The 20317-nt window shown below is 70.5% G+C and carries 21 protein-coding genes; 11 read left to right on the top strand and 10 right to left on the bottom strand.

The window, feature by feature from the left end:
- Positions 1–542: 542 nt before the first annotated feature.
- The 3 genes from E2B92_RS27505 to E2B92_RS27495 all read left to right on the top strand — a co-directional run bounded on the left by E2B92_RS27505 (position 543) and on the right by E2B92_RS27495 (position 4056).
- Complete coding sequence (locus E2B92_RS27505) at positions 543–1649, top strand: LacI family DNA-binding transcriptional regulator (RefSeq protein WP_126887996.1); 1107 nt, start codon at positions 543–545, stop codon at positions 1647–1649.
- A 256-nt stretch (positions 1650–1905) separates the two neighbouring features.
- Positions 1906–3078 carry a metallophosphoesterase gene (locus E2B92_RS27500; protein ID WP_126887995.1) on the top strand — a complete coding sequence of 391 codons (1173 nt, stop codon included), beginning with the start codon at positions 1906–1908 and terminating at the stop codon, positions 3076–3078.
- A gap of 159 nt (positions 3079–3237) precedes the next feature.
- Positions 3238–4056 (top strand): hypothetical protein, encoded by an 819-nt coding sequence (locus tag E2B92_RS27495; protein WP_185923706.1) that lies wholly within the window; start codon positions 3238–3240, stop codon positions 4054–4056.
- Positions 4057–4233: 177 nt separating this feature from the next.
- Here E2B92_RS27495 and thiC read toward each other — a convergent pair whose 3' ends face one another.
- On the bottom strand, positions 4234–6015 hold the full coding sequence (thiC, locus tag E2B92_RS27490; RefSeq protein WP_126887993.1) for a phosphomethylpyrimidine synthase ThiC: 1782 nt from the start codon (positions 6013–6015) through the stop codon (positions 4234–4236).
- Between the two features lie 199 nt (positions 6016–6214).
- On the opposite strand from thiC, the gene E2B92_RS27485 reads away from it, so the two are divergent.
- Positions 6215–7549 (top strand): YibE/F family protein, encoded by a 1335-nt coding sequence (locus E2B92_RS27485; RefSeq protein WP_126887992.1) that lies wholly within the window; start codon positions 6215–6217, stop codon positions 7547–7549.
- A gap of 271 nt (positions 7550–7820) precedes the next feature.
- On the opposite strand, the gene E2B92_RS27480 is transcribed toward E2B92_RS27485, so the two are convergent.
- The 4 genes from E2B92_RS27480 to E2B92_RS27465 all read right to left on the bottom strand — a co-directional run bounded on the left by E2B92_RS27480 (position 7821) and on the right by E2B92_RS27465 (position 10203).
- A complete protein-coding gene (locus E2B92_RS27480) occupies positions 7821–8255 on the bottom strand; it encodes an SsgA family sporulation/cell division regulator (protein WP_126888001.1) in 435 nt (144 codons plus the stop codon).
- Between the two features lie 148 nt (positions 8256–8403).
- Positions 8404–9129 carry an IclR family transcriptional regulator gene (locus E2B92_RS27475; RefSeq protein WP_133087730.1) on the bottom strand — a complete coding sequence of 242 codons (726 nt, stop codon included), beginning with the start codon at positions 9127–9129 and terminating at the stop codon, positions 8404–8406.
- Positions 9130–9479: 350 nt separating this feature from the next.
- Positions 9480–9728, bottom strand: coding sequence for a DUF5326 family protein (locus E2B92_RS27470; protein ID WP_382665641.1), 249 nt, complete (start codon positions 9726–9728; stop codon positions 9480–9482).
- A gap of 157 nt (positions 9729–9885) precedes the next feature.
- A complete protein-coding gene (locus E2B92_RS27465) occupies positions 9886–10203 on the bottom strand; it encodes a cupin domain-containing protein (RefSeq protein WP_126889254.1) in 318 nt (105 codons plus the stop codon).
- A gap of 51 nt (positions 10204–10254) precedes the next feature.
- Here E2B92_RS27465 and E2B92_RS27460 point away from each other — a divergent pair, with 51 nt between their 5' ends.
- The 5 genes from E2B92_RS27460 to E2B92_RS27440 all read left to right on the top strand — a co-directional run bounded on the left by E2B92_RS27460 (position 10255) and on the right by E2B92_RS27440 (position 13944).
- Positions 10255–10635, top strand: coding sequence for a phage holin family protein (locus E2B92_RS27460; protein WP_126889255.1), 381 nt, complete (start codon positions 10255–10257; stop codon positions 10633–10635).
- Between the two features lie 5 nt (positions 10636–10640).
- Positions 10641–11147, top strand: coding sequence for a low molecular weight protein-tyrosine-phosphatase (locus E2B92_RS27455; protein ID WP_312846109.1), 507 nt, complete (start codon positions 10641–10643; stop codon positions 11145–11147).
- Positions 11144–12304 carry a cystathionine gamma-lyase gene (locus tag E2B92_RS27450; protein ID WP_126889256.1) on the top strand — a complete coding sequence of 387 codons (1161 nt, stop codon included), beginning with the start codon at positions 11144–11146 and terminating at the stop codon, positions 12302–12304. The genes E2B92_RS27455 and E2B92_RS27450 overlap by 4 nt, the downstream gene beginning before the upstream one ends.
- A gap of 201 nt (positions 12305–12505) precedes the next feature.
- Positions 12506–13402 carry a LysR family transcriptional regulator gene (locus E2B92_RS27445; RefSeq protein ID WP_126889257.1) on the top strand — a complete coding sequence of 299 codons (897 nt, stop codon included), beginning with the start codon at positions 12506–12508 and terminating at the stop codon, positions 13400–13402.
- 62 nt (positions 13403–13464) lie between these two features.
- The gene (locus E2B92_RS27440) at positions 13465–13944 is read left to right on the top strand and encodes an NUDIX hydrolase (RefSeq protein WP_126889258.1); all 480 of its coding nucleotides are present in this window, start codon (positions 13465–13467) and stop codon (positions 13942–13944) included.
- A 16-nt stretch (positions 13945–13960) separates the two neighbouring features.
- On the opposite strand, the gene E2B92_RS27435 is transcribed toward E2B92_RS27440, so the two are convergent.
- From E2B92_RS27435 to E2B92_RS27420, 4 genes are all read right to left on the bottom strand, one after another.
- Positions 13961–15733, bottom strand: a complete 1773-nt coding sequence (locus tag E2B92_RS27435; protein WP_133087729.1) for a globin domain-containing protein — start codon at positions 15731–15733, stop codon at positions 13961–13963.
- 277 nt (positions 15734–16010) lie between these two features.
- Complete coding sequence (locus tag E2B92_RS27430) at positions 16011–16652, bottom strand: HAD family hydrolase (protein ID WP_126884142.1); 642 nt, start codon at positions 16650–16652, stop codon at positions 16011–16013.
- Between the two features lie 204 nt (positions 16653–16856).
- Positions 16857–17279, bottom strand: coding sequence for a GlcG/HbpS family heme-binding protein (locus tag E2B92_RS27425; protein WP_126884143.1), 423 nt, complete (start codon positions 17277–17279; stop codon positions 16857–16859).
- Between the two features lie 61 nt (positions 17280–17340).
- Entirely contained in the window at positions 17341–18555 is a 1215-nt protein-coding gene (locus tag E2B92_RS27420; protein WP_126884144.1) for an MFS transporter, read from the bottom strand.
- 142 nt (positions 18556–18697) lie between these two features.
- Between E2B92_RS27420 and E2B92_RS27415 the strand changes: the two genes are divergently transcribed.
- Complete coding sequence (locus E2B92_RS27415; RefSeq protein WP_126884145.1) at positions 18698–19159, top strand: MarR family winged helix-turn-helix transcriptional regulator; 462 nt, start codon at positions 18698–18700, stop codon at positions 19157–19159.
- A gap of 56 nt (positions 19160–19215) precedes the next feature.
- Complete coding sequence (locus tag E2B92_RS27410) at positions 19216–19668, top strand: GNAT family N-acetyltransferase (protein WP_126884146.1); 453 nt, start codon at positions 19216–19218, stop codon at positions 19666–19668.
- Between the two features lie 58 nt (positions 19669–19726).
- Here E2B92_RS27410 and E2B92_RS27405 read toward each other — a convergent pair.
- Positions 19727–20317 (bottom strand): beta-lactamase family protein (locus tag E2B92_RS27405; RefSeq protein ID WP_235024010.1); only part of this gene is annotated, 591 nt, incomplete at its 5' end.

Here is a 20317-nt window from a genome sequence, read left to right as displayed (position 1 = left end):
ATGAGGATTCCGCCGCCCTGCGAATGGCCAATTTTCAGCGCGGGAGCCGCACGGGAGCCGCGCGGGCCCCAGGCAGGCCCCAAGCGGGACAGAACCGACCCGCCGGCCCACCGATCGGCCCGGCCACGGCCGACGGGCACCCGGCCCACCGGCCGCGGTCCACGGTTCACCGGCCACCTCGGCCATGCCGGTCCGGGACGGGTGCCACCGGCGCCGCCGGCATGACCGGTTCCGGACCGACGGACCGGCGCGGACCGTCACGCCACCGGCGCGACACCCGAGGGGAGCGCTCCCCCCGATGCTGTGCGCCCCTGGCTCGCGCCGTGGCGCGCGTCCCCCGTAGAGGTGAGTTGAGGCCACTTCGAGACATCGTCCATTTGGCAGGCTCATGCGTGCCGACAAGTCGCGGCACCATGCAAACACTTACAACTACCTGGCTTTTCAAGGCGATTGAGGGGTGGCGACCGTGCAGAAACGTGCCTGTCAACGAGTGAATATGCGAACGGCTCAACCGCCCGCCCTCGCCCTACTATCGGCTCGCCATGACAGCAGCAGGGAAGCACCAGGTGAGCCGGGCACAGACCCGGGGAAGCCGGCAAGGGCGAGCGGGCATCCGGGACGTGGCCGCCGCAGCCGGGGTCTCCATCACGACTGTCTCCGACGCGCTCAACGGCAAGGGCCGGCTCCCGGACGCCACCCGCCGCCATGTCCGCGAGGTCGCCGACCGGCTGGGCTATCGCCCCTCCGCCGCGGCCCGCACGCTCCGTACCGGCAAGTCCGGCCTCATCGGCCTGACCGTGACGACCTACGGGGATGAACCTTTCACCTTCACCGAGTTCGCGTACTTCGCCGAGATGGCCCGGGCCGCCACCTCCGCCGCGCTCGCCCGCGGCTACGCCCTGGTCATCCTCCCCGCCACATCCCGCCATGACGTCTGGTCGAACGTCGCCCTCGACGGCACCGTCGTCATCGACCCGTCCGACCACGATCCGGTGGTCGCCGAGCTGGTCCGCCAGGGCCTGCCGGTGGTCTCCGACGGCCGCCCGGCCGGCACCCTCCCCGTCACCGCCTGGGTCGACAACGACCACGAGGCCGCCGTCCTCGACCTGCTGGACCACCTCGCGGCCGCCGGCGCCCGCCGGATCGGCCTGCTCACCGGCACGTCGACCGACACGTACACCCGCCTGTCCACCACCGCGTACCTCAATTGGTGCGAGCGCGTCGGACAGGACCCGGTCTACGAGGCGTACCCGGCTCACGATCCCTGCGCGGGTGCCGTGGCCGCCGACCGGCTGCTCGCCCGCCCCGACCGCCCCGACGCGGTGTACGGGCTGTTCGACCCCAACGGCACCGACCTGCTGGCGGCGGCGCGGCGCTACGGACTGCGCGTGCCGGACGACCTGCTGCTGGTGTGCTGCAGCGAGTCGACCGTCTACGCCGCCACCGAGCCGCCCATCACCACGCTCTCGCTCAAGCCACGCCGGATCGGGACCGCGGTCGTCCAGTTGCTCATCGACGCCATCGAGGGCATCGACACCGACCGGCCCGTCGAGCAGGTGATACCGACCGAGTTGATCGTGCGGACGTCCTCCCAGCGGCGGCCGCCACGGACGACCGTCAGCCCTCCCCGCTCACCCTCACAGGACTGACCGGCGGACGACCCGATGAGCGCCCTGGACCTCCATCGGTATGGACCAGGGCCGGGTCAGGTCCGGTCGGGCCATGGCCAAACTTCCCCAATTGGGTGTGAATCGGCCGGGGAACCCGCAGTGCACCCGGATTCACCACCCCTGGTGCGTCACACAGCACAAGGCTCATTCCTATGATGGGCGGACGACACCGCGGACCGCCCCGACCAGGCCGGTCCGCCAGGTGTAGGGCGTCGCGACGGTGGTGGAGGGGTCGATGACTCAGGGGGCCGGTCAAGGACCCGTGGTGCGGACGGCGACGTTGCGCGACTTCCGCGTACCGCCGTACGCCCAGGTGCCCGTGCAGGGTCATGCCTCCCCTCCCGGCGACCTCCACCCGGGAAGCGCCCACCCCGGCAACACGCACGCCGGTGCGGCCCACCCCGGCAGCGTGCACCCCGGTGACGTGCACCCGGGCAACGCCTTCCCCGAGAGCGAGGTGCCGGAGGGGTACACGCCCACCGAGCGCGACCTCCCGGTGATCAACCGCGGGGACACCGTGCAGGTGACCGTCTCCCCCGACGCGGCCCCGGCACCCGCCACGGCCCCGGCGCCCGCCCCCGAGAGCGGGCCTGGTCCGCTGTACGTGGTGGGCGACGTCCACGGATACCTCGACGAGCTCCTCGCCGCCCTCCGCGACCAGGGACTCATCGACGCCGAGGGACGCTGGGCGGCCGGCAACGCCAGACTGTGGTTCCTGGGCGACTTCACCGACCGCGGCCCCGACGGGATCGGCGTCATCGACCTGGTCATGCGGCTCTCCGCCGAGGCCGCCGCCGCCGGCGGCTACTGCAAGGCGCTGATGGGCAACCACGAACTGCTGCTGATCGGCGCCAAGCGGTTCGCGGACACGCCCGTCAACTCCGGTGCCGGAACCGCCACGTTCCAGGCGGCCTGGCTGCTCAACGGCGGTCAGAAGAGCGACATGGACCGTCTCCAGGACGTCCACCTCCAGTGGATGTCCCGCCTCGACGCCGTGGTGGAGGAGGACGGGCACCTGCTGGTGCACTCCGACACCACCGCCTACCTGGAGTACGGCTCCACCATCGAGGACGTCAACGACACCGTCCACGAGATCCTGACCCGCAACGACGCCGACGAGTGCTGGGACCTGTTCCGCAAGCTGACCAAGCGTTTCGCGTTCCGCGACGATGGCGGGTCCACGGCCGTGCAGGAACTGCTGGCGGCCTACGGCGGCCGGCGTATCGTCCACGGCCACAGCCCGATTCCGTACCTGCTGGGCGAAGTGGGTTCCGAGGACGGCGAGGACGGCACGGGCCCGACGGTCGAGGGACCACACGTGTACGCGGACGGACTGGCCATCGCCATGGACGGCGGTGTGACCATGGCCGGAAAGCTGCTGGTCGTCCAGCTCCCCCTGCCGCATTGAGACGTGACGCTGCGCAGTCGGGCCAGGCGATTTCCGGAATTCCTCTGTCACCCCTTGCCGTAACCGCTCTACCATCGGTATTTCCGTAGCAGGCTCTCCTCCGTTTCTGCCCAACTGCCCGTTCTACGCGGGCAAACCGGGCCTACGGAGCATCGGGGGATGCACATGAAAAGCGCTCCGCACCTGCTGACCGAGGACCGCGCCGAGTACGAGCGTGTCCTCGACGACGCGCTGCGCACCGCACACGACCGTCCGGATCTCGCCGGGATCGGGCAGCGGCTCAACACCGAGCAGTTGCGCACCATGGCCCTGAACGCAACCGCGCTGATCTCCGCGGCCGCCGCCGCGGAGTACGACCACTTCGTCAAGGTGCGCGAGGAGTCGCGCAACCCCACCGGTATGGCGGCCATCGGCTCCGTCCTGGCCTCGTCCGACGACGAGAACGACACGGGTGCCGGGGTCGGTGTCATCGTCACCGTGCTGGCGCCGGTCCTCGCGGGCACGGCCGCCGTGATCTTCCTGCTGGTGGGCTACGTCCTGAAGGCGCTCGACCCGGCCCCCGCCTTCGCGGACTCCCTGCTCGCGGCGGGCTGGTTCTTCGGTGCCGTGACGGCGGCCGGCATCCTGGCAGCCGCCATCGGCCTGCTGGTGACGGCGTTGCGCAACAGCTCCACCGCGGTACCGGCCCAGGAGCCGGGCGGTGAGCTGCCCGACGAGGTGTCCCGTGCCAGGGAGGCATGGCGCCACGCCCTGCTGGAGCGGGGGATTCTGCCGTTCCTCAGGAACGCGCTGGCCGATCCCAGCGCGGACCCCCTGTCAGGGGTGCCTCCGCGCCACGTCGGCCGGATTCCGAAGGTGGGCTACAGCGGCCCCGACTTCTCCAGCCCCGGCGAGGGCGGCGCCGGTTCCCGCCCGGCGTTCACCAGCCCCGACTTCACAAGCCCCGATTTCGGTGGCCCGGAGCACCAGCCGGACTGAGCGGGTCACCCGTGTCACGCGGCCGCCCGACCGAGCGCCCACTGGTCCGGCCGGGCAACGGCCGCGCAACGACCGGTCGGCCAGGGCCGGCCGGCATCGCCGTGAGCGCCTGTTTCACGTGAAACGAACGGATGTTTCACGTGAAACAGGCAGGCGCTCCATCGGCGGGCGTCGGCGTCAGTCCGCCAGCGGCAGATAGACCCGGTTGCCGGCCGCGGCGAACTCCGCGGACTTCTCCGCCATTCCGGCCTCGATCTCCTTCTCCTTCAGGTCCCCGCCGTGCTCGCGCCGGATGTCCTGGGAGATCTTCATCGAGCAGAACTTCGGCCCGCACATGGAGCAGAAGTGGGCGGTCTTGGCCGGCTCGGCGGGCAGCGTCTCGTCGTGGAACTCCCGTGCCGTGTCCGGGTCGAGGGCCAGGTTGAACTGGTCCTCCCAGCGGAACTCGAACCGCGCGTCCGACAGGGCGTCGTCCCACTCCTGAGCGCCCGGGTGCCCCTTGGCCAGGTCCGCCGCGTGGGCGGCGATCTTGTAGGTGATGACGCCGGTCTTCACGTCGTCCCGGTTGGGCAGGCCCAGGTGCTCCTTGGGCGTGACGTAGCAGAGCATCGCGGTGCCCCACCAGGCGATCATCGCCGCGCCGATGCCGGAGGTGATGTGGTCGTAGGCCGGGGCCACATCCGTGGTCAGCGGGCCGAGCGTGTAGAACGGCGCCTCCTCGCAGATCTCCTGCTGGAGGTCGATGTTCTCCTTGATCTTGTGCATCGGGACGTGGCCCGGGCCCTCGATCATCGTCTGCACGTTGTGCCGCTTGGCGATCTGGTTCAGCTCACCCAGCGTGCGCAGCTCCGCGAACTGCGCCTCGTCGTTGGCGTCGGCGATGGAGCCGGGCCGCAGGCCGTCACCCAGGGAGTACGTCACGTCGTACGCCGCGAGGATCTCGCAGAGCTCCTCGAAGTTCTCGTAGAGGAACGACTCCTTGTGGTGCGCCAGGCACCACGCGGCCATGATCGAGCCGCCGCGCGAGACGATGCCGGTCTTGCGGCGTGCGGTCAGCGGCACGTATCGCAGGAGCACACCGGCGTGGACCGTCATGTAGTCGACGCCCTGCTCGGCCTGCTCGATGACCGTGTCCTTGTAGATCTCCCAGGTCAGTTCCTCGGCCTTGCCGTCGACCTTCTCCAGGGCCTGGTACAGCGGCACGGTGCCGATCGGCACGGGCGAGTTGCGCAGCACCCACTCGCGTGTGGTGTGGATGTTGCGGCCGGTGGAGAGGTCCATGACCGTGTCGGCGCCCCAGCGGGTGGCCCAGGTCATCTTCTCCACCTCCTCCTCGATGGAGGAGGTGACCGCCGAGTTGCCGATGTTGGCGTTGACCTTCACCAGGAACCGCTTGCCGATGATCATCGGCTCGATCTCCGGGTGGTTGACGTTGGCCGGCAGGACCGCGCGGCCCGCCGCGATCTCCTCGCGCACGACCTCGGGGGAGACGTTCTCGCGCAGCGCGACGTACTCCATCTCCGGCGTGATCTCGCCCCGGCGGGCGTACGCCAACTGCGTCACCGCCTGTCCGTCACGGCCCCGGCGGGGCTGGCGCGGACGGCCGGGGAAGACGGCGTCGAGGTTGCGCAGCCCGCCGCGGGGTGCGGTGTGCTTGATGCCGTCGTCCTCGGGGCGGACGGGCCGGCCGGCGTACTCCTCGGTGTCGCCGCGGCCGATGATCCAGTTCTCACGCAGCGGCGGCAGGCCACGGCGTACATCGGTCTCGATGTTCGGATCGGTGTACGGCCCTGACGTGTCGTACAGCGTCACGTCCTTGCCGTTGGTGAGGTGCACCTTGCGGACCGGCACGCGGAGGTCGGGGCGCGAGCCCTCGATGTACCCCTTGTGCCATCCGATGGACTTCCCGGCCTCGTCGTTCTGGTTCGAGGCAGGCGTGCGTGCGTCCTGAACGGTCATGATGACCTACTCCCTACGCCGGCATTACCCGGTAACAGGTTCGGCGGTCGACGCAGCCATCTCCGTACCCGTCGTACGGATGTCAGCGCCCTCTCAGCCCGGTGCTCCGAGCTCCCGCGTGTGCAAAGGTGCCACCACGCTAGCGCCATCCCGGCCACGCTGAACAGAGGGCCCCGGTCGTTCTTGCGATGATCGGTCGGTGACTTCCTCGCAGCAGCCCCCCGAACCGACCGGACAGGCACATGGTCATACCCACAGCCATGCCCATGGCCACGGCCCCGCCGCGCCCGTCTCCAAGCACCTGCGGAAGGTCATCGCCGCGGTCCTGATCCCCTTCGCGACGGCCGTGCTGGTCGGCCTCGTCGTCCTGTGGCCCGGTGGTGCCCCGGAGCACGAACGCACGGGCGTCGGCTTCGACCGGCAGACCGAGCAGGGCACGGTGGTCCAGACCGAGAAGGTCGACTGCCGGGACGTGAACGCCGCGCAGGTCCCGCCGACCGGCGACACGACCACCCCGGAGGGCCGTGAGGCGGTCAACGCCCAGCAGGGGCAGTGCACGAAGGCGACGGTCGAGGTCACGACCGGCAAGGACAAGGGCCGGCGGTTCGTCGAGGTCGTGCAGCCCGACGCGCCCCGCCAGTTGGAGGAGGGTCAGGGGGTGGTGGTGGCCTACGCCCCGGACGCCCCGCGTGACCTCCAGTATTCGGTGACCGATGTGAACCGGAAGGTTCCGATGCTGGTCCTGGCGGGGATCTTCGCGCTGGTGGTGGTGGCCGTCGGCCGGATGCGCGGGGTGATGGCACTGATCGCGCTGGCCGTGAGCTTCGCCGTGCTGACCGTGTTCATCCTGCCCGCGATCCTCCAGGGGTCGAACCCGCTGCTCGTGGCGGTGGTGGGGTCGAGCGCCATCATGCTGATCGCGCTCTACAGTTGCCACGGGCTCACCGCGCGCACCTCCGTCGCGGTGCTGGGCACGCTGATCTCGCTGCTGCTGATCGGGCTCCTCGGCTCGCTGTTCATCGACTGGGCCTCGCTGACCGGCAACACCGACGACAACACGGGCCTCATCCACGGCCTCTACCCGGAGATCGACATGTCCGGCCTGCTGCTCGCCGGCATCATCATCGGTTCGCTCGGTGTCCTGGACGACGTGACCGTGACCCAGACGTCCGCGGTGTGGGAACTGCACCAGGCGGACCCGAGGATGGGACCGCGGGCCCTGTACCGGGCCAGTATCCGGATCGGTCGCGACCACATCGCCTCGGTGGTGAACACTCTGGTGCTCGCGTACGCGGGTGCGGCCCTGCCCCTGCTGCTGCTGTTCTCGATCGCGCAGAGCAGCGTGGGCACGGTCGCCAACAGCGAACTGGTCGCCGAGGAAATCGTGCGGACTCTGGTGGGTTCGATCGGTCTGGTGGCCTCGGTGCCGGTGACCACCGCGCTGGCCGCCCTGGTCGTCTCGGCCGACCGGCCGGGCCCCGAGGCACCGGCGGGCGTCCGCGCCGGGGGGCGGGGACGACGGCGCAAGCGGTAGGGGGTGTCTTGTCGATCAGGCCGGATCAGGGAGCGGCGTCTGGTGCATGGGGTCTCCCCCGGCTGCCAGGGCCGAGGGGACGCATCGCCAGGCGGAGGTGGGGGTCCCCCCGCCGAAGGCAGGGGGAGGAGCCACTGCGGTGGGGGCACCTCCCGTGCCCGTAGGGCTACGGGGGACATTGGCGACCGACGACAACGCAGCGAGCGTGCGTGCCAGGCGTCGCGAGCCCGGCGAGATCGGCAAGACACCCCCTGGCCCCCGGGCGGAGCCCTCAGCCGGCGTTCTCCTCGGCGAGGATGCGGCCGAGGGCTTCCTCCAAGTGGTCCTCGAAATCACCGAGCGTGCGCTCCTGCCCCAGCGGCACCAGCTTGTCGGTGCGGTCGAGGAAGGCCACCAGGGGCGGCGCGCTGGACCGGAACACCGCGCGGTCGGCACCGACCTGGAGCCTGATGCTGACGTCCGACAGGTCCTCGGGTCCGGTCGGCGTGATGTGCACATCGCCGTCACCGCTCGGCCCATTGATCCCGTCCACCAGCAGCTCCCGGCCGAATGCCCAAGTGACCGGGGCATCGCCGGGCAGGTGGAACGTCATCCGAACCGCGAACGGATCTCTCGTCTCGTACCCCAGCTCGACCGGAATCCTGAAGGAAAGCTCCTCGGAGACGACGAAGCTCATCAGGACTTCGGCCTGAACCGACTCGCGCATCATGTACCCCGCAATGGATGAAGCAGTGGTGAACAACAGCTCATGAAGATCGGTGAGAAAGCGGCTGGAAAATCGGCCAGGAAAGATCCGCACTGGCCTCTTGACGCCATCGTCCTGTATGCCCTACAGGATCACAAGGAGTGATTTTTCAGATACTGATAGAGAACACGAGTGAACTGAACAGCCTCCCCACCTCTCCGCGCAGCCGCTCCACCGCGGGCAGCAGCCGTTGTTCCTGGTGGATGGGGACGGAAATGGCCATCGTGGCGGCGGTGGACCCCGCCGTGACGGGAATGGCCGCGCAGACCGTGCCGAGCGCGTACTCCTGGCGCTCGACCACCGGCTGCATCCGCTGCGTGGTCCGGAGCCGCTCCAGCAGCGTCCGTCCGTCACGGACCGTGTACGGGGTGATGGCCTGCACGGGGTGGCGGTCCAGGTGGTCGCGCCGGGACGGCTCGTCGAGCTGGCTGAGCAGGCACTGGCCGATGGCGTGGGCGTGTCCCGTCTCCCGGAAGTCCGCCCACTCATCGACGGCGGGCACGGACGGGGTGTCGGAGACCGAGATGAGTTCGATCTCGCCGTCACGGTAGACGGCGAAGTACACGGGGACACCGATCGTGTCGCGCCAGTGCGCGAGCGAGCTCTCGATCTTGCTGCGACGATTCTGCAACGCCGCGCCGCCCGCCAGCCGCGCCACCGCCTCCCCGAGGACGAACACCCCGCTCTCCCGGCGCAGATATCCCTCGTGCGTCAGGGTGCGCAGCAGGTGGTAGGCGGTCGGCAGCGGCAAACCCGTCTCGCGCGCGAGCTGCTTGGCGGGCGCGCCGTCGGTGTGGGACGCCACCGCCTCCAGCAGCCTCAGCGCCCGCTGCACGGAACCGATGAGCGTCGGCGCGGCGGCGGCCGCGGGCTCCGGCTCGGGAGCCCGCGCGGGGGCGGGAGGCGGAGTCAGGGAGCGGGAGGAAGCGGGGGAGCGGGAGGGGAAAGGGATCGGGGTACGGGTGGGAGGGGAATGCGGTGCCGTGGCCAAAGGTCACCCCCAGGCATTACGCCCAGTTCAGTCGTACAAACCGCTGGTAGGGCGTAGGTAAACCCCTTGATTCCAAGGGCAGCGGAGGCTTGCCACTCTAATGGCAGCCTCCGTTCGGGGTGAGGTTTCGCCGGGGCCGTTCCCCCGCCCGGGCTAACACCCGGGCTGGCGCACGGACGAATGTCCGGGGGATCTCACCAGTCGCCCCGGGACGACGAGGACGACATGAACTTCCGTACGACGTAAATGAGTCCACCGACCAGCACGGCGAACACCAGCACCTTGAACAGCAGCCCGATCAGCACACTGATCACCGTGCCGATCAGGCTTCCGAAGACCACCAGCGCGACGACGGGTATGGCGATCCACTTGACCCACCAGGGCATCCCCGCGAGCATTTCCCGTACCGCCGCCATTGTCCCGACCTCATCTCTGGTGACCATTCCTACCGTTGGCACCTTCGATGCTAGGTGCCGGGGACGCGCGACGGGTGCTCCACGGCCCCCGGCTCTCCCCTGATCCTTCCCCTAGGGTCCGGACGGGTTCCGGATGCGTACGGGCGGCGCCCGGAAGAGGTCCGGCCGGGGTCCCGGACGGGACTCAGCTCTCCGGCGGGGAGAAGACCACCATCACCCGCAGGTCCTCGGTGATGTGGTGGAACTTGTGCGGCACCCCGGCCGGCACGTAGACCACGCTCCCCCGCCCCACCTGCGTCGTCTCCGTCCCCACCGTGATCGACGCACGCCCGCTGACGACGAAGTACACCTCGTCCTCCTTGTGCGGCTGCTGCGGATCGAGCTGCCCGGCGTCCAGCGCGTACAGGCCCACCGACATGTTCCGCTCCCGAAGGAACTGCAGATACGCGCCGTCATTGGCGACGCGCTCCGCCTCCAGCTCGTCCAGTCGGAATGCCTTCATGGTCCGTCCGCCCCTGCCCTTCGTCCGATCGGGTCTGCCACGATCAGACACATGATGAATTTCCTCGTCAAGACGATCGCGAACGCGGCCGCGCTGGCCGTGGCGATCTGGCTGCTCGCCGACATCACGCTCACCGGTGACAGCACCGGCAAGAAGGCCCTGACCCTGGTCCTGGTGGCCCTGGTCTTCGGCGTCGTGAACACCCTCGTCAAGCCTGTGGTGAAGCTTCTCACCCTGCCGCTGTTCATCCTCACGCTGGGCCTGTTCACGCTGATCGTGAACGCGCTGATGCTGCTGCTCACCTCGTGGCTCGCCGACACGCTGGGCCTCAACTTCCACGTCGAGGGCTTCTGGACCGCCGTGCTCGGCGGCCTGATCATCTCCGTCGTCTCGTGGGCCATGAACGTCGTCCTGCCCGACGGCAGGGACTGAGCCGGGTGAGACCAGTGCGCACCGCCTACCGCGTCTGCTTCGTCTGCACCGGCAACATATGCCGCTCGCCGATGGCCGCGTCCGTCTTCCGCGCGAGGGTGGCGGAGGCCGGGCTCGGCGGCCTGGTGGAGGTCGACAGCGCGGGCACCGGCGGCTGGCACGAGGGGGACGGCGCCGACCCGCGTGCCCTCTCCGTCCTCGACGAGCACGGTTACGGGACCGAGCACACCGCCCGGCGGTTCCGCCCGTCCTGGTTCGCACGGCTCGACCTGGTGATCGCGCTGGACGGGAGCCACCGGCGGGAGCTGATCCGGCTCGCGCCCACGCCCATGGAGGCGGCGAAGATACGACTGCTGCGGTCGTACGACCCGGCGGCACCGGCCGACCTCGACGTCCCCGATCCGTACTACGGCTCGCGGGCGGGCTTCGAGGAGTGCCTGGCCATGGTGGAGGCGGCGAGCGAAGGGCTGCTCGTCGCCGTACGGAACAGTCTTGAGGAGCGTGCCGCATGACGTGGGGCGACGGAACCAGGGCGGTACGGGCCGGCCTTCCCGAACCGAAGGCGTACGAACCCACCCTCCCCGGGCCGGTGTTCGCCGCCCACTACCACCTGCCGGGCGAGCCGACCGGGCCCTACACCTACGGGAGGGACGAGAACCCGACCTGGACGCATCTGGAGCGGGCCATCGGCGAGCTGGAGGCGCCCGGCACGCCGGAGGCCGAGACGGTCGTCTTCGCCTCCGGGATGGCCGCGATCTCCGCCGTCCTGTTCTCGCAGCTCAAGGCCGGTGACGCGGTCGTCCTTCCGGCCGACGGCTACCAGGCGCTGGCTCTCGTGCGGGAGCAGCTCCAGGCCTACGGGATCGAGGTGCGCCCCGCGCCGACCGGCGGCGACGCCCAGCTCGCGGTGCTGGACGGAGCACGCCTGCTGTGGATCGAGACGCCGTCCAACCCCGGGCTCGACGTGTGCGACGTCCGGCGCCTGGTGACAGCCGCGCACGCGGGAGGTGCGCTGGTGGCGCTCGACAACACGCTCGCCACCCCCCTGGGACAGCGCCCGCTGGAGCTGGGCGCCGACTTCTCCGTGGCCAGCGACACCAAGGGGCTGACCGGGCACGGGGACATCCTGCTCGGGCACGTGACCTGCCGTGACACCACCCTGGCGGCGGGGGTGCGGCGGTGGCGCAAGATCGCCGGGGCGATCCCGGGGCCGATGGAGGCCTGGCTCGCGCACCGGTCGCTGGCGACGCTCCAGCTCCGCGTCGACCGGCAGTGCGCGACCGCACTGACGCTCGCGGAAGCACTGGCGGGGCGCGCGGACGTGACCGGCGTGCGCTACCCGGGGCTGCCGGGCGACCCCTCGCACAAGGTGGCGGCCGGGCAGATGCGCCGGTTCGGGTCGGTCGTCTCCTTCGTGCTGCCCGACCGGGAGCGGGCGGAGCGCTTCCTGGAGGCGCTGCGGCTGGTGGACGACGCGACCAGCTTCGGCGGGGTGCGCTCCACGGCCGAGCGGCGCGGGCGGTGGGGCGGGGACGCGGTCCCCGAGGGCTTCATCCGCTTCTCGGTCGGTGCCGAGGACGCCGAGGACCTGGTGGCGGACGTGCTGCGCGCCCTGGACGAGACCGGGCTGAGGCCGGGCCGCGGCGGTGAACCGGGCGATCACCCATGACGCACGGACGGTCCGAGCCTCCCCCCTCATGGCTCGGACCGTCCGCTTTTTTCTGCGGTGACCGCGTGAACAAGGCTAGTTGACTCTGTGTCAGTGTCCAATCACGCTAGCGACAGCGACCTATCGACTTATTTATAGTTGGACGGTCGGATCTGAGGCGACGTCAGCCGTACGTGGCCGACGGTGGGAGGGGGGAGGCGCATGGATCTGGCGTTGCTGCGTACGTTCGTCACGGTGCACCGGGCCGGTTCCTTCACCCGCGCCGCCGCTCTGCTGGGCCTCTCCCAGCCGGCCGTGACCAGCCAGATCCGCACGCTGGAACGTCAACTGGGCCGCCCGCTGTTCCTGCGCCAGGCCCGCGGCGTCACGCCCACCACCATCGGCGACGAGCTCGCCCACCGGGCGGCGCCGCACCTGGACGCGCTCGTCGAGATCGCCGAGGCGGGGCTCGACGACGAGTCCGGGGTCCGCACCCTCCACCTCGCCGGGCCGCCCGAGTTCACCTCCGTGCGCGCCCTGCCCGCCCTCACCACCCTGGTCTCGCAGGGGCTCGCGGTGCGCACCTCCCTGGTCTCGGCCGCCGAGGAGGTCCTCGACGGGCTGGCCGCCGGCCACCACGACCTGGCCATCGCCACCGCCCGCCCGCGCGGCGGCCTGCTGACCGCGACCCCGCTCTGCGACGAGGAGCACGTCCTGGTCGCCTCCCCACGCTGGGCCGCCCGCCTGGCGCCCGGCGTCCTGTTACGCCGGGGCGCCGTCGTCCTGGAGCAGTTGCCGGTGGTCGAGGTCCATGAGTCGCTGCCGTTCGTGGCGCGCTACTGGGCGGAGGTCTTCGAGTCGAAACCGGCCGCCGCGGCCACCGTCATCGCGCCCGACCTGCGCGCCGTCCAGGAGTCGGCCGCCTCGGGCGCCGGCCTCGCCGTACTGCCCCGCTACCTGTGCGAGGACGACCTCGCCAGCGGCCGGCTGGTGGCCCTCCTGGACCCGCCGGTGCCCCCGCTGCGCACCTACTTCGTGGTGGTGCGCACGGGCACACTCGCCCTGCCGCACATCGCGCGGGCGCACGAGTCGCTGCTGCGCGCTGCGACGGACTGGTGACGGCAGGTCGATGCCGGTCCCGGGGGTGTTTCAGACGAAGTCCTCCGGGCCATGGTGAAGCCATGACCGAACGTCCCGTGGTCAAGCGCACCGCACGCGCCATCCTGCTCGACGGCGACGACCTCGTCCTGATCAAGCGTACGAAGCCTGGCCTGGACCCCTACTGGGTCACCCCGGGCGGCGGTGTCGAGCCGGACGACACGACGGTCGTCGACGCGCTGCACCGGGAGGTCCACGAGGAACTGGGCGCCAAGATCACCGATGTGGTGCCCTGTTTCGTCGACACCGTCGAGCACATCGTGGACGCCGGCGTCTCGGGCGTGAAGGTGCAGCACTTCTTCGTCTGCCGGCTGGAGTCCATGGACCCCTCACAGCGGCACGGGCCGGAGATGGACGAGCCGCTCGGCGAGTACGAGATCGTGCGCGTGCCCTTCAGCCGGGTGGGCATCGCCGCCGTCAACCTGGTGCCGCTGTCGCTGCGGCACTACCTGGACGGCAACATCGAGGGCGTACGGGCGATGCACGCCCCCGACCTGGGCTGACCGGTCCGGCCGGGTGCTAGTCGGCCGCCGCCACGAGTTCCTCGAGCGAGTCGTGGCGGATGCGCTCGTAGGGCACGCCGACGCCCCTGAGCGCGTCGACACTGCTGCGGATCATGCCGACCGGGCCCGAGAGGTAGGCGTCGTACTCGTTCCACGGCCCGTACTCGCGCACCACGTCGGGCAGTTGCGTCCTGCCGTCGATGATCGCCCGCACCTCGAGCCACGGGTGGGACTGCTGGAGGCGCAGCATGGTGTCGATGTCGTACAGGTCGTGATCCGTGCGGGCGCCGTAGAAGACCTCGACCGGGCGCCGCTCGCCGTGCTCGGCGACGTCCTCCACCAGCGCCTTGATGGGCGCGATACCGGTGCCGCCGCCCAGGCAGAGCATGCCGTTGTCGGTGGTGTGGTCGACGGTCATCGAACCGGCCGGCGGGCCCAGCCGCAGTACGTCGCCGGGGCGCGCGTGGTGGACGAGGGCGTTGGACACCCAGCCGGCCGGGACCGCCTTCACGTGGAAGGACAGCAGGCCGTCGGAGCGGGGCGTGGAGGCGAAGGAGTAGTGCCGCCATATCCGCGGCCACCACGGCGTCTCCAGGCTCGTGTACTGCCCCGCGAGGAAGGGGTACGGCTGGTCGGGGCGGACCGTGATGACCGCGATGTCGGGCGTTCTCAGGTCGTGCGAGACGACCTCGGCGTGCCACCAGGCGGGCGCGTGCCGTTCGTTCTCGGCGGCCGCGTCGATCATGATCTGGGAGATCGTCGTGTACGTCCGGACCCAGGCGGCCTCGGTCTCCTGGTCCCAGGTCGTCGTCGCGTACCGGCTGAGCGCCCCGATGAGCGCCTCGCCGACGGCCGGGTAGTGCGACGCCTCGGTGCCGTACTTGCGGTGTCCGCGGCCCAGGTGCTGGAGGTACTCGGTGAGCACGCCAGCGTTGTCCATGTGCTCGGCGGCGGTCAGCAGCGCCTTCAGGAGCCGGTCGCGCTGGGTCTCCATGGCGGCCGGGAAGAGGGCGCGCAGTTCGGGGCTGCGGGTGAAGAGCAGGGCGTAGAAGTACGAGGTGACCTTGTCGGCCACGGGCCCGATCTCGGCGAGTGTCCGCCGGACCCGTACCGCGTCGGGCGACCCCGGCTCCGCTGCCGAGGCCGGGGCCTCCGCCTCGGCGGGGGCGGGCGCGGGATTGGTGGCAGCGGCGGAAGTGGGACCGAGGGCGGGGCTGGAGGCGGGGGCGGGCTGGTCCGGGGCGCTGTCCGCCCGGTCGGCGGGCCCGCCCTGGCGACCGGCGCTGTGCGGGTGGCCTTCGGCGGGGGCGGCGGGGCCGTGGGCGGGGCGGTGCTCGGCGGGGGCGGCGGGGCCGTGCGGGAGGCCGGTCCGGCCTTCGCCGGGGTGCGGGTGGGCGGGTTGGTCCGGGACGTCGGAGGGGCGGTCGGCGCCGTCCTCCTGGCGGCCGGGGGCGTTGTACGGGCGGTCGTACGGGGTGCCGTGCGTCCCGGGGGTCCGGGCGCGGTCCGCGGGATGCTCGGGCATCGCCTGGGGCGGGGCGGTGCGCGTCGCGCCGTTGCCGACCATGCGTATGGACGTGAGCGGACGACGCGGACCGGCTGTCGGTTCCTGGCTTCCGTCCCGGGCCTCGTCAGTGCCCGCCGCAGGCCCCTGCCGCCCGTCGGAGTGGGCAGCTCCGGGCTCGGTGGACCGGTCGGTGACCGGCTTGCGCGGGGTGAACCATCCGCTGCCCCCGCCGCTGCCGCCGGAAGTGCCGTTGTCGGCCGACGTGGTGGTCGGAGCGTCCATAGAGTGCCTCGCCTCGAACTTCTTTCGGTCGGTCTGTGCACTTCCGCCAGCCCGGAAGGTGCCTCAATTCGCCGCTTTTCGGCTCGTATTCGCTGCCCGCTGCCCACAGTAACCCTCAACCGCACCACGAAACGGGACGAGCGCGACCGGCTGTGACATTGACCGCAGTTGCCGTGGTCGCAGCATGGCAGGGATTGCCGGCTCGTCGGAGCGAGAGCGGAAAGCCCGGATTTCGACCCCAGTTTTCGTTAGGCTGCGTTACCGCCGTGTCCTGCAACTAACGGTCGGCTCGTACCAGTTCGTAGGCCTCGCGGAGATCGCCTCCCGTATAAGCGTGTGTGGCAAGACCGGACAGATGGTGGTCCGCGTTGATCGCTACCGCTACCGGGACCGTCGCGAAGATCTCCGCGTCGGACATGGAATCACCGTATGCAACACACTCGTCCAGATCCACCCCCAACTCTGCACAGAGTCGGTTCGCGATCTTCACTTTCGCCGACGCATTGAGAATGCCCTCCCGATTGACCGGCTGGGTGAATGGGACGGCAGGCCAACGTGAACCGTGGGCGGCGTGAGCCCCCCAGTCGAGCAGCCGCTCGACGAAGAAATCGGGTGAGAGAGAGATGACCGCGCAGTAACCGCCGCGTGCCCGGATGTCCGCCCATACGTCACGGATGCCTTCCAGCCATGGCGCGCCGTCGAACGCCGCCACGACATGCTCCAGGGTCAGCTCGGACCACAGTTCCCTGGCTCGGACCGCGAACTCGTCCGGAGTCAGTGCCTTGGTCAGGAACGCGCGCTCCAGCTCGGCGATCTCGGCACTCAGCCCGAGCTGGCGGGATATCTCCACGGCCGCCGCCGACCCGCGGATCAGTGTGCCGTCGAGATCGAACAGGTGGAGTCTGGGTGGGCTCGCCATGTACGCCGAGGTTAGTACGTGCGCTTTTCTCCGTCGCCGGACACCGCCAGCGAGCGTCCCGGTCGGGCTGTGTTTCACGTGAAACAACGCGAACGTCCCGCTCGCGGGACGCGGCGCCCCGCATGCGCGAGATACGCCAGTCCCCCCGGCCAGGAACGCTTCCGGGCCAGGGGGACGAGGGTGAAGGGAGCGAGCCCGTCGTCCTTACGTCAGGGCCTGCACCGCTGCGGTGGCGAACTCGTGGTCCTGCTCCGGGGCGCCGCCCCCCACGCCGATGGCGCCGATGAGACGGCCGTCGCGGTGGACCGGGACGCCACCGGCGATGAAGAGGAGCGGCCGGTCGAGGGCGGTGGGAAGCGTGTGGAAGGGGCCGCCGGGCTGGACGGCGTCGACCAGGTCGGCCGTCGGGGCATTGAGCTGGAGGGCGGTGAACGCCTTGCGGGTGCTGGTCTCCCCGGCGATCAGCACCGCGCGGTCGTCACGGCGGAAGGTGAGCAGATGGCCGCCCGCGTCCAGGACGGTGACGGCGACGGTGGCCCCGGCCGCCTCGGCGGCGCGGCGGGCGGTGTTCACGAGGGCCTCGGCGTCCTGGGTGGTCAGAGGGGCGACGGTGGTGGTGGTGCTCATGTGGATGGCTCCTTGCTGAGGGGGTGCGGGGGGAGGGGGACGGGAGTTCCCGTGGGTGTGTTCAGTGGTGGGCCGCGCCGACGGTGGCCGGCTCAGGGGTGGCACCGGCGACGATCCGGCTGCCGTGCCGGGTGTCCCGGCGCTCCAGTGCGCTGGAAAGGACGGCCAGCGCCAGGGCGGAAGCGGCGAGCACGGCACCGACCCAGTTGGGGGCGGTGATCCCGAGGCCAGACGCGATCACGATGCCGCCGAGCCAGGCGGACAGCGCGTTACCGAGGTTGAAGGCGCCGATGTTCACGGCGGAGGCCAGGGTGGGAGCGCCGGCGGCCTGGTCCAGGACCCGCTTCTGGAGCGGCGGCACGGTGGCGAAGCCCAATGCGCCGATCAGGGTGATGGTGATGGCGGCCGCGACCTGGTGGTGTGCCGTGACGGTGAACAGGGCGAGCACCACGGCGAGGGCGCCCAGCGAGACGTAGAGCAGCGGCATCAGCTTTCGGTCGGCGAGCTTGCCCCCGATGAGGTTGCCGCCGACCATGCCCAGGCCGAAGAGGACGAGCAGCCAGGTGACGGAGGACTCGGCGAAGCCGGCTGCCTCGGTCATCATCGGGGTGATGTAGGTGATCGCGGCGAAGACGCCGCCGAAGCCGAGCACGGTCATCGCCATGGCCAGCAGCACCTGGACGTTGCGGAAGGCGGCGAGCTCGTGCCGCAGCCGTACTCCTTCGGGCTTGGGCTGCTCCGGGACCAGCTTCGCGACCCCGAGGAGACCGAGGACACCGAGGGCGGCGACGACGAAGAACGTCAGGCGCCATCCGGCCGTCTGACCGATGAAGGTGCCGGCGGGTACGCCGACCACATTGGCCACGGTCAGGCCGGTGAACATCATCGCGATGGCGCCGGCCTTCTTCTCCGGGACGACGAGGTCGGCGGCGACGACCGATCCGATGCCGAAGAACGCCCCGTGGGCGAGGGACGCGACGACGCGTCCGGCCAGCATCAGTCCGAAGACCGGAGCGACGGCGGACAGCAGGTTGCCCGCGATGAACAGGCCCATCAGCAGCATCAGCATCCGCTTCCGGGAGACCCGGGTGCCGAGGGCGGTCATCAGAGGGGCTCCCAGGACCACGCCGAGCGCGTAGCCGGTGACGAGGTAGCCCGCGGCCGGGATGGACACCTGGTAGTCAGCCGCGACCTGTGGAAGCAGCCCCATGATCACGAACTCGGTGGTCCCGATACCGAAGGCCCCGATGGCGAGGGCCAGAAGCGCGAGGGGCATGGAGTACACCTTCCAGAAGATTGCGTCTGCGCCTTACGAGCGTCGACAATAATTGCAGACGCGGGTTAATGGCAAGCGCGGGCTATTGCAGCGGTCGTCTATCCTGGTGGACAAGCCGCTCCGGGACGGAGGAGAGACCCCCATGACAGCCACAGACCCGGCGCTCACCGCCCTCTCCCAGGGCTGGTGCGCGCTCTCGCTGCTCCACGGGAAGATCGAGGCCCGCATCGAGCGCGAGCTGGAGGCGAAGCATGGCCTGAGCGTGCGGGAGTTCTCCCTGCTCGATGTCCTCAGCCGGCAGCACAGCGGCCCCGGCGGTCATCTCCAGATGAAGCAGGTCGCCGACGCCGTCGTGCTCAGCCAGAGCGCCACCACCCGCCTGGTCACCCGCCTCGAGGACCGGGGGCTGCTCACGCGCTACCTCTGCGACACGGACCGGCGCGGTATCTACACCGATGTCACCGAGGCCGGCCTGACGCTCCTGGCCGAGGCCCGGCCCACCAATGACGCGGCCCTGCGCGAGGCGCTCGACGAGGCGGCGAGGAACCCTGAGCTGGCCCCCCTGGTCAGGGCCGTCGAAGAGCTGCACGCCCCCGTGGGCTGACCTTCCCGCCCACATTCAGCGCAGCCCGGCCGTGGCGCGCGAGTACGCTGCGCCGCATGAGTGATCTTGACATCAGGCCCGCGGCTCACGCCGACATCCCCGCGATCGTGGCCATGCTCGCCGACGACCCCCTGGGCGCCCAGCGCGAGTCGCCCGACGACCTCACCCCGTACACCGCCGCCTTCGAGCGACTGACGGGCGACCCGCACCAGCACCTGGTCGTCGCCGTACGCGGCGAGCGGGTCGTCGGGACACTTCAGCTCACGATCATTCCCGGTCTCTCCCGGCGTGGTGCCAGCCGGTCGATCATCGAAGCCGTCCGCATACACACCGATGAACGGGGCGGCGGCCTCGGCACTCAACTCATCGAGTGGGCGATCAGCGAGTCGCGGCGGCGGGGATGCCAGTTGGTGCAACTCACATCCGACGCCACCCGCACCGACGCCCACCGCTTCTACAAGCGGCTTGGGTTCGAGGCCTCACACGTGGGCTTCAAGATGACGCTGTGAGGCATGGGCCGGTGCGGCGGGCGCACCGTTTCACGTGAAACGTCACCACTGGCGCACGTCACAGCCCGCGCCAGCCGTCCTGGTCGACACCGCCCGGCACCGCGTCCCCCGGCTCGTACGGCTCGCGCGTGAACACGAACGACCCCAGGTCCAGGTGGCTCACGGAACCGTCCGCACGCCGCACCACCCGCAGCGTCTCCCCCGCGTAGTAGCCGTCCAGACCGGTCCACGTGCCATCCGGCTCGGCCCGGAAGTGGGAGGCACGGCCCTGCCCCTTCAGGGGACACAGCTCCACGCCCCCCTGGGCGACGACGCGCAGACCGTAGGAGTACGTGCCCCAGTACCAGGGGCCGGTCAGCCCCAGCAGTGCCGGGTCGATGTCGGGCAGCGGCTGCCAGGGCTCGGGGATACGGGGCTCGGCGTCGGCCACGATTCGTACGAGGTCGGCGGCGACCGTCCCGGGCAGCGGGCCCGACGTGGTGTTGGCGAGCATCACGGCGGTGACATCCTCCTCCACGCTCACCCACAGGCCCGCCACGAAGCCCGGCAGAGAGCCGCAGTGCCCCACCAGGGTGCGCCCCTCCCCGCGTACCAGTTGCAGGCCGAGCCCATAGCCCGTGTCCCAGTTCCCGGCCTCCGGCGGCACGGC

The organism is Streptomyces sp. WAC05374, assembly GCF_004353505.1.
Taxonomy (GTDB): Bacteria; Actinomycetota; Actinomycetes; order Streptomycetales; family Streptomycetaceae; genus Streptomyces.
Note: the sequence above shows the minus strand (reverse complement) of the source record. Positions and strands in the feature narration are given on the sequence as shown.

Excerpts from the sequence above, each read along its gene's own strand:
- E2B92_RS27420 (WP_126884144.1), bottom strand. The coding sequence starts at position 18,555 with ATGCCCCTCGCGCTTCTGGCCCTCGCCATCGGGGCCTTCGGTATCGGG.
- E2B92_RS27460 (WP_126889255.1), top strand. The coding sequence starts at position 10,255 with ATGATGAATTTCCTCGTCAAGACGATCGCGAACGCGGCCGCGCTGGCC.
- E2B92_RS27450 (WP_126889256.1), top strand. The coding sequence starts at position 11,144 with ATGACGTGGGGCGACGGAACCAGGGCGGTACGGGCCGGCCTTCCCGAA.
- E2B92_RS27425 (WP_126884143.1), bottom strand. The coding sequence starts at position 17,279 with ATGAGCACCACCACCACCGTCGCCCCTCTGACCACCCAGGACGCCGAG.
- E2B92_RS27410 (WP_126884146.1), top strand. The coding sequence starts at position 19,216 with ATGAGTGATCTTGACATCAGGCCCGCGGCTCACGCCGACATCCCCGCG.
- E2B92_RS27470 (WP_382665641.1), bottom strand. The coding sequence starts at position 9,728 with ATGGTCACCAGAGATGAGGTCGGGACAATGGCGGCGGTACGGGAAATG.
- E2B92_RS27500 (WP_126887995.1), top strand. The coding sequence starts at position 1,906 with ATGACTCAGGGGGCCGGTCAAGGACCCGTGGTGCGGACGGCGACGTTG.
- E2B92_RS27415 (WP_126884145.1), top strand. The coding sequence starts at position 18,698 with ATGACAGCCACAGACCCGGCGCTCACCGCCCTCTCCCAGGGCTGGTGC.
- E2B92_RS27430 (WP_126884142.1), bottom strand. The coding sequence starts at position 16,652 with ATGGCGAGCCCACCCAGACTCCACCTGTTCGATCTCGACGGCACACTG.
- E2B92_RS27445 (WP_126889257.1), top strand. The coding sequence starts at position 12,506 with ATGGATCTGGCGTTGCTGCGTACGTTCGTCACGGTGCACCGGGCCGGT.
- E2B92_RS27440 (WP_126889258.1), top strand. The coding sequence starts at position 13,465 with ATGACCGAACGTCCCGTGGTCAAGCGCACCGCACGCGCCATCCTGCTC.
- E2B92_RS27480 (WP_126888001.1), bottom strand. The coding sequence starts at position 8,255 with ATGCGCGAGTCGGTTCAGGCCGAAGTCCTGATGAGCTTCGTCGTCTCC.
- thiC (WP_126887993.1), bottom strand. The coding sequence starts at position 6,015 with ATGACCGTTCAGGACGCACGCACGCCTGCCTCGAACCAGAACGACGAG.
- E2B92_RS27435 (WP_133087729.1), bottom strand. The coding sequence starts at position 15,733 with ATGGACGCTCCGACCACCACGTCGGCCGACAACGGCACTTCCGGCGGC.
- E2B92_RS27495 (WP_185923706.1), top strand. The coding sequence starts at position 3,238 with ATGCACATGAAAAGCGCTCCGCACCTGCTGACCGAGGACCGCGCCGAG.
- E2B92_RS27465 (WP_126889254.1), bottom strand. The coding sequence starts at position 10,203 with ATGAAGGCATTCCGACTGGACGAGCTGGAGGCGGAGCGCGTCGCCAAT.
- E2B92_RS27505 (WP_126887996.1), top strand. The coding sequence starts at position 543 with ATGACAGCAGCAGGGAAGCACCAGGTGAGCCGGGCACAGACCCGGGGA.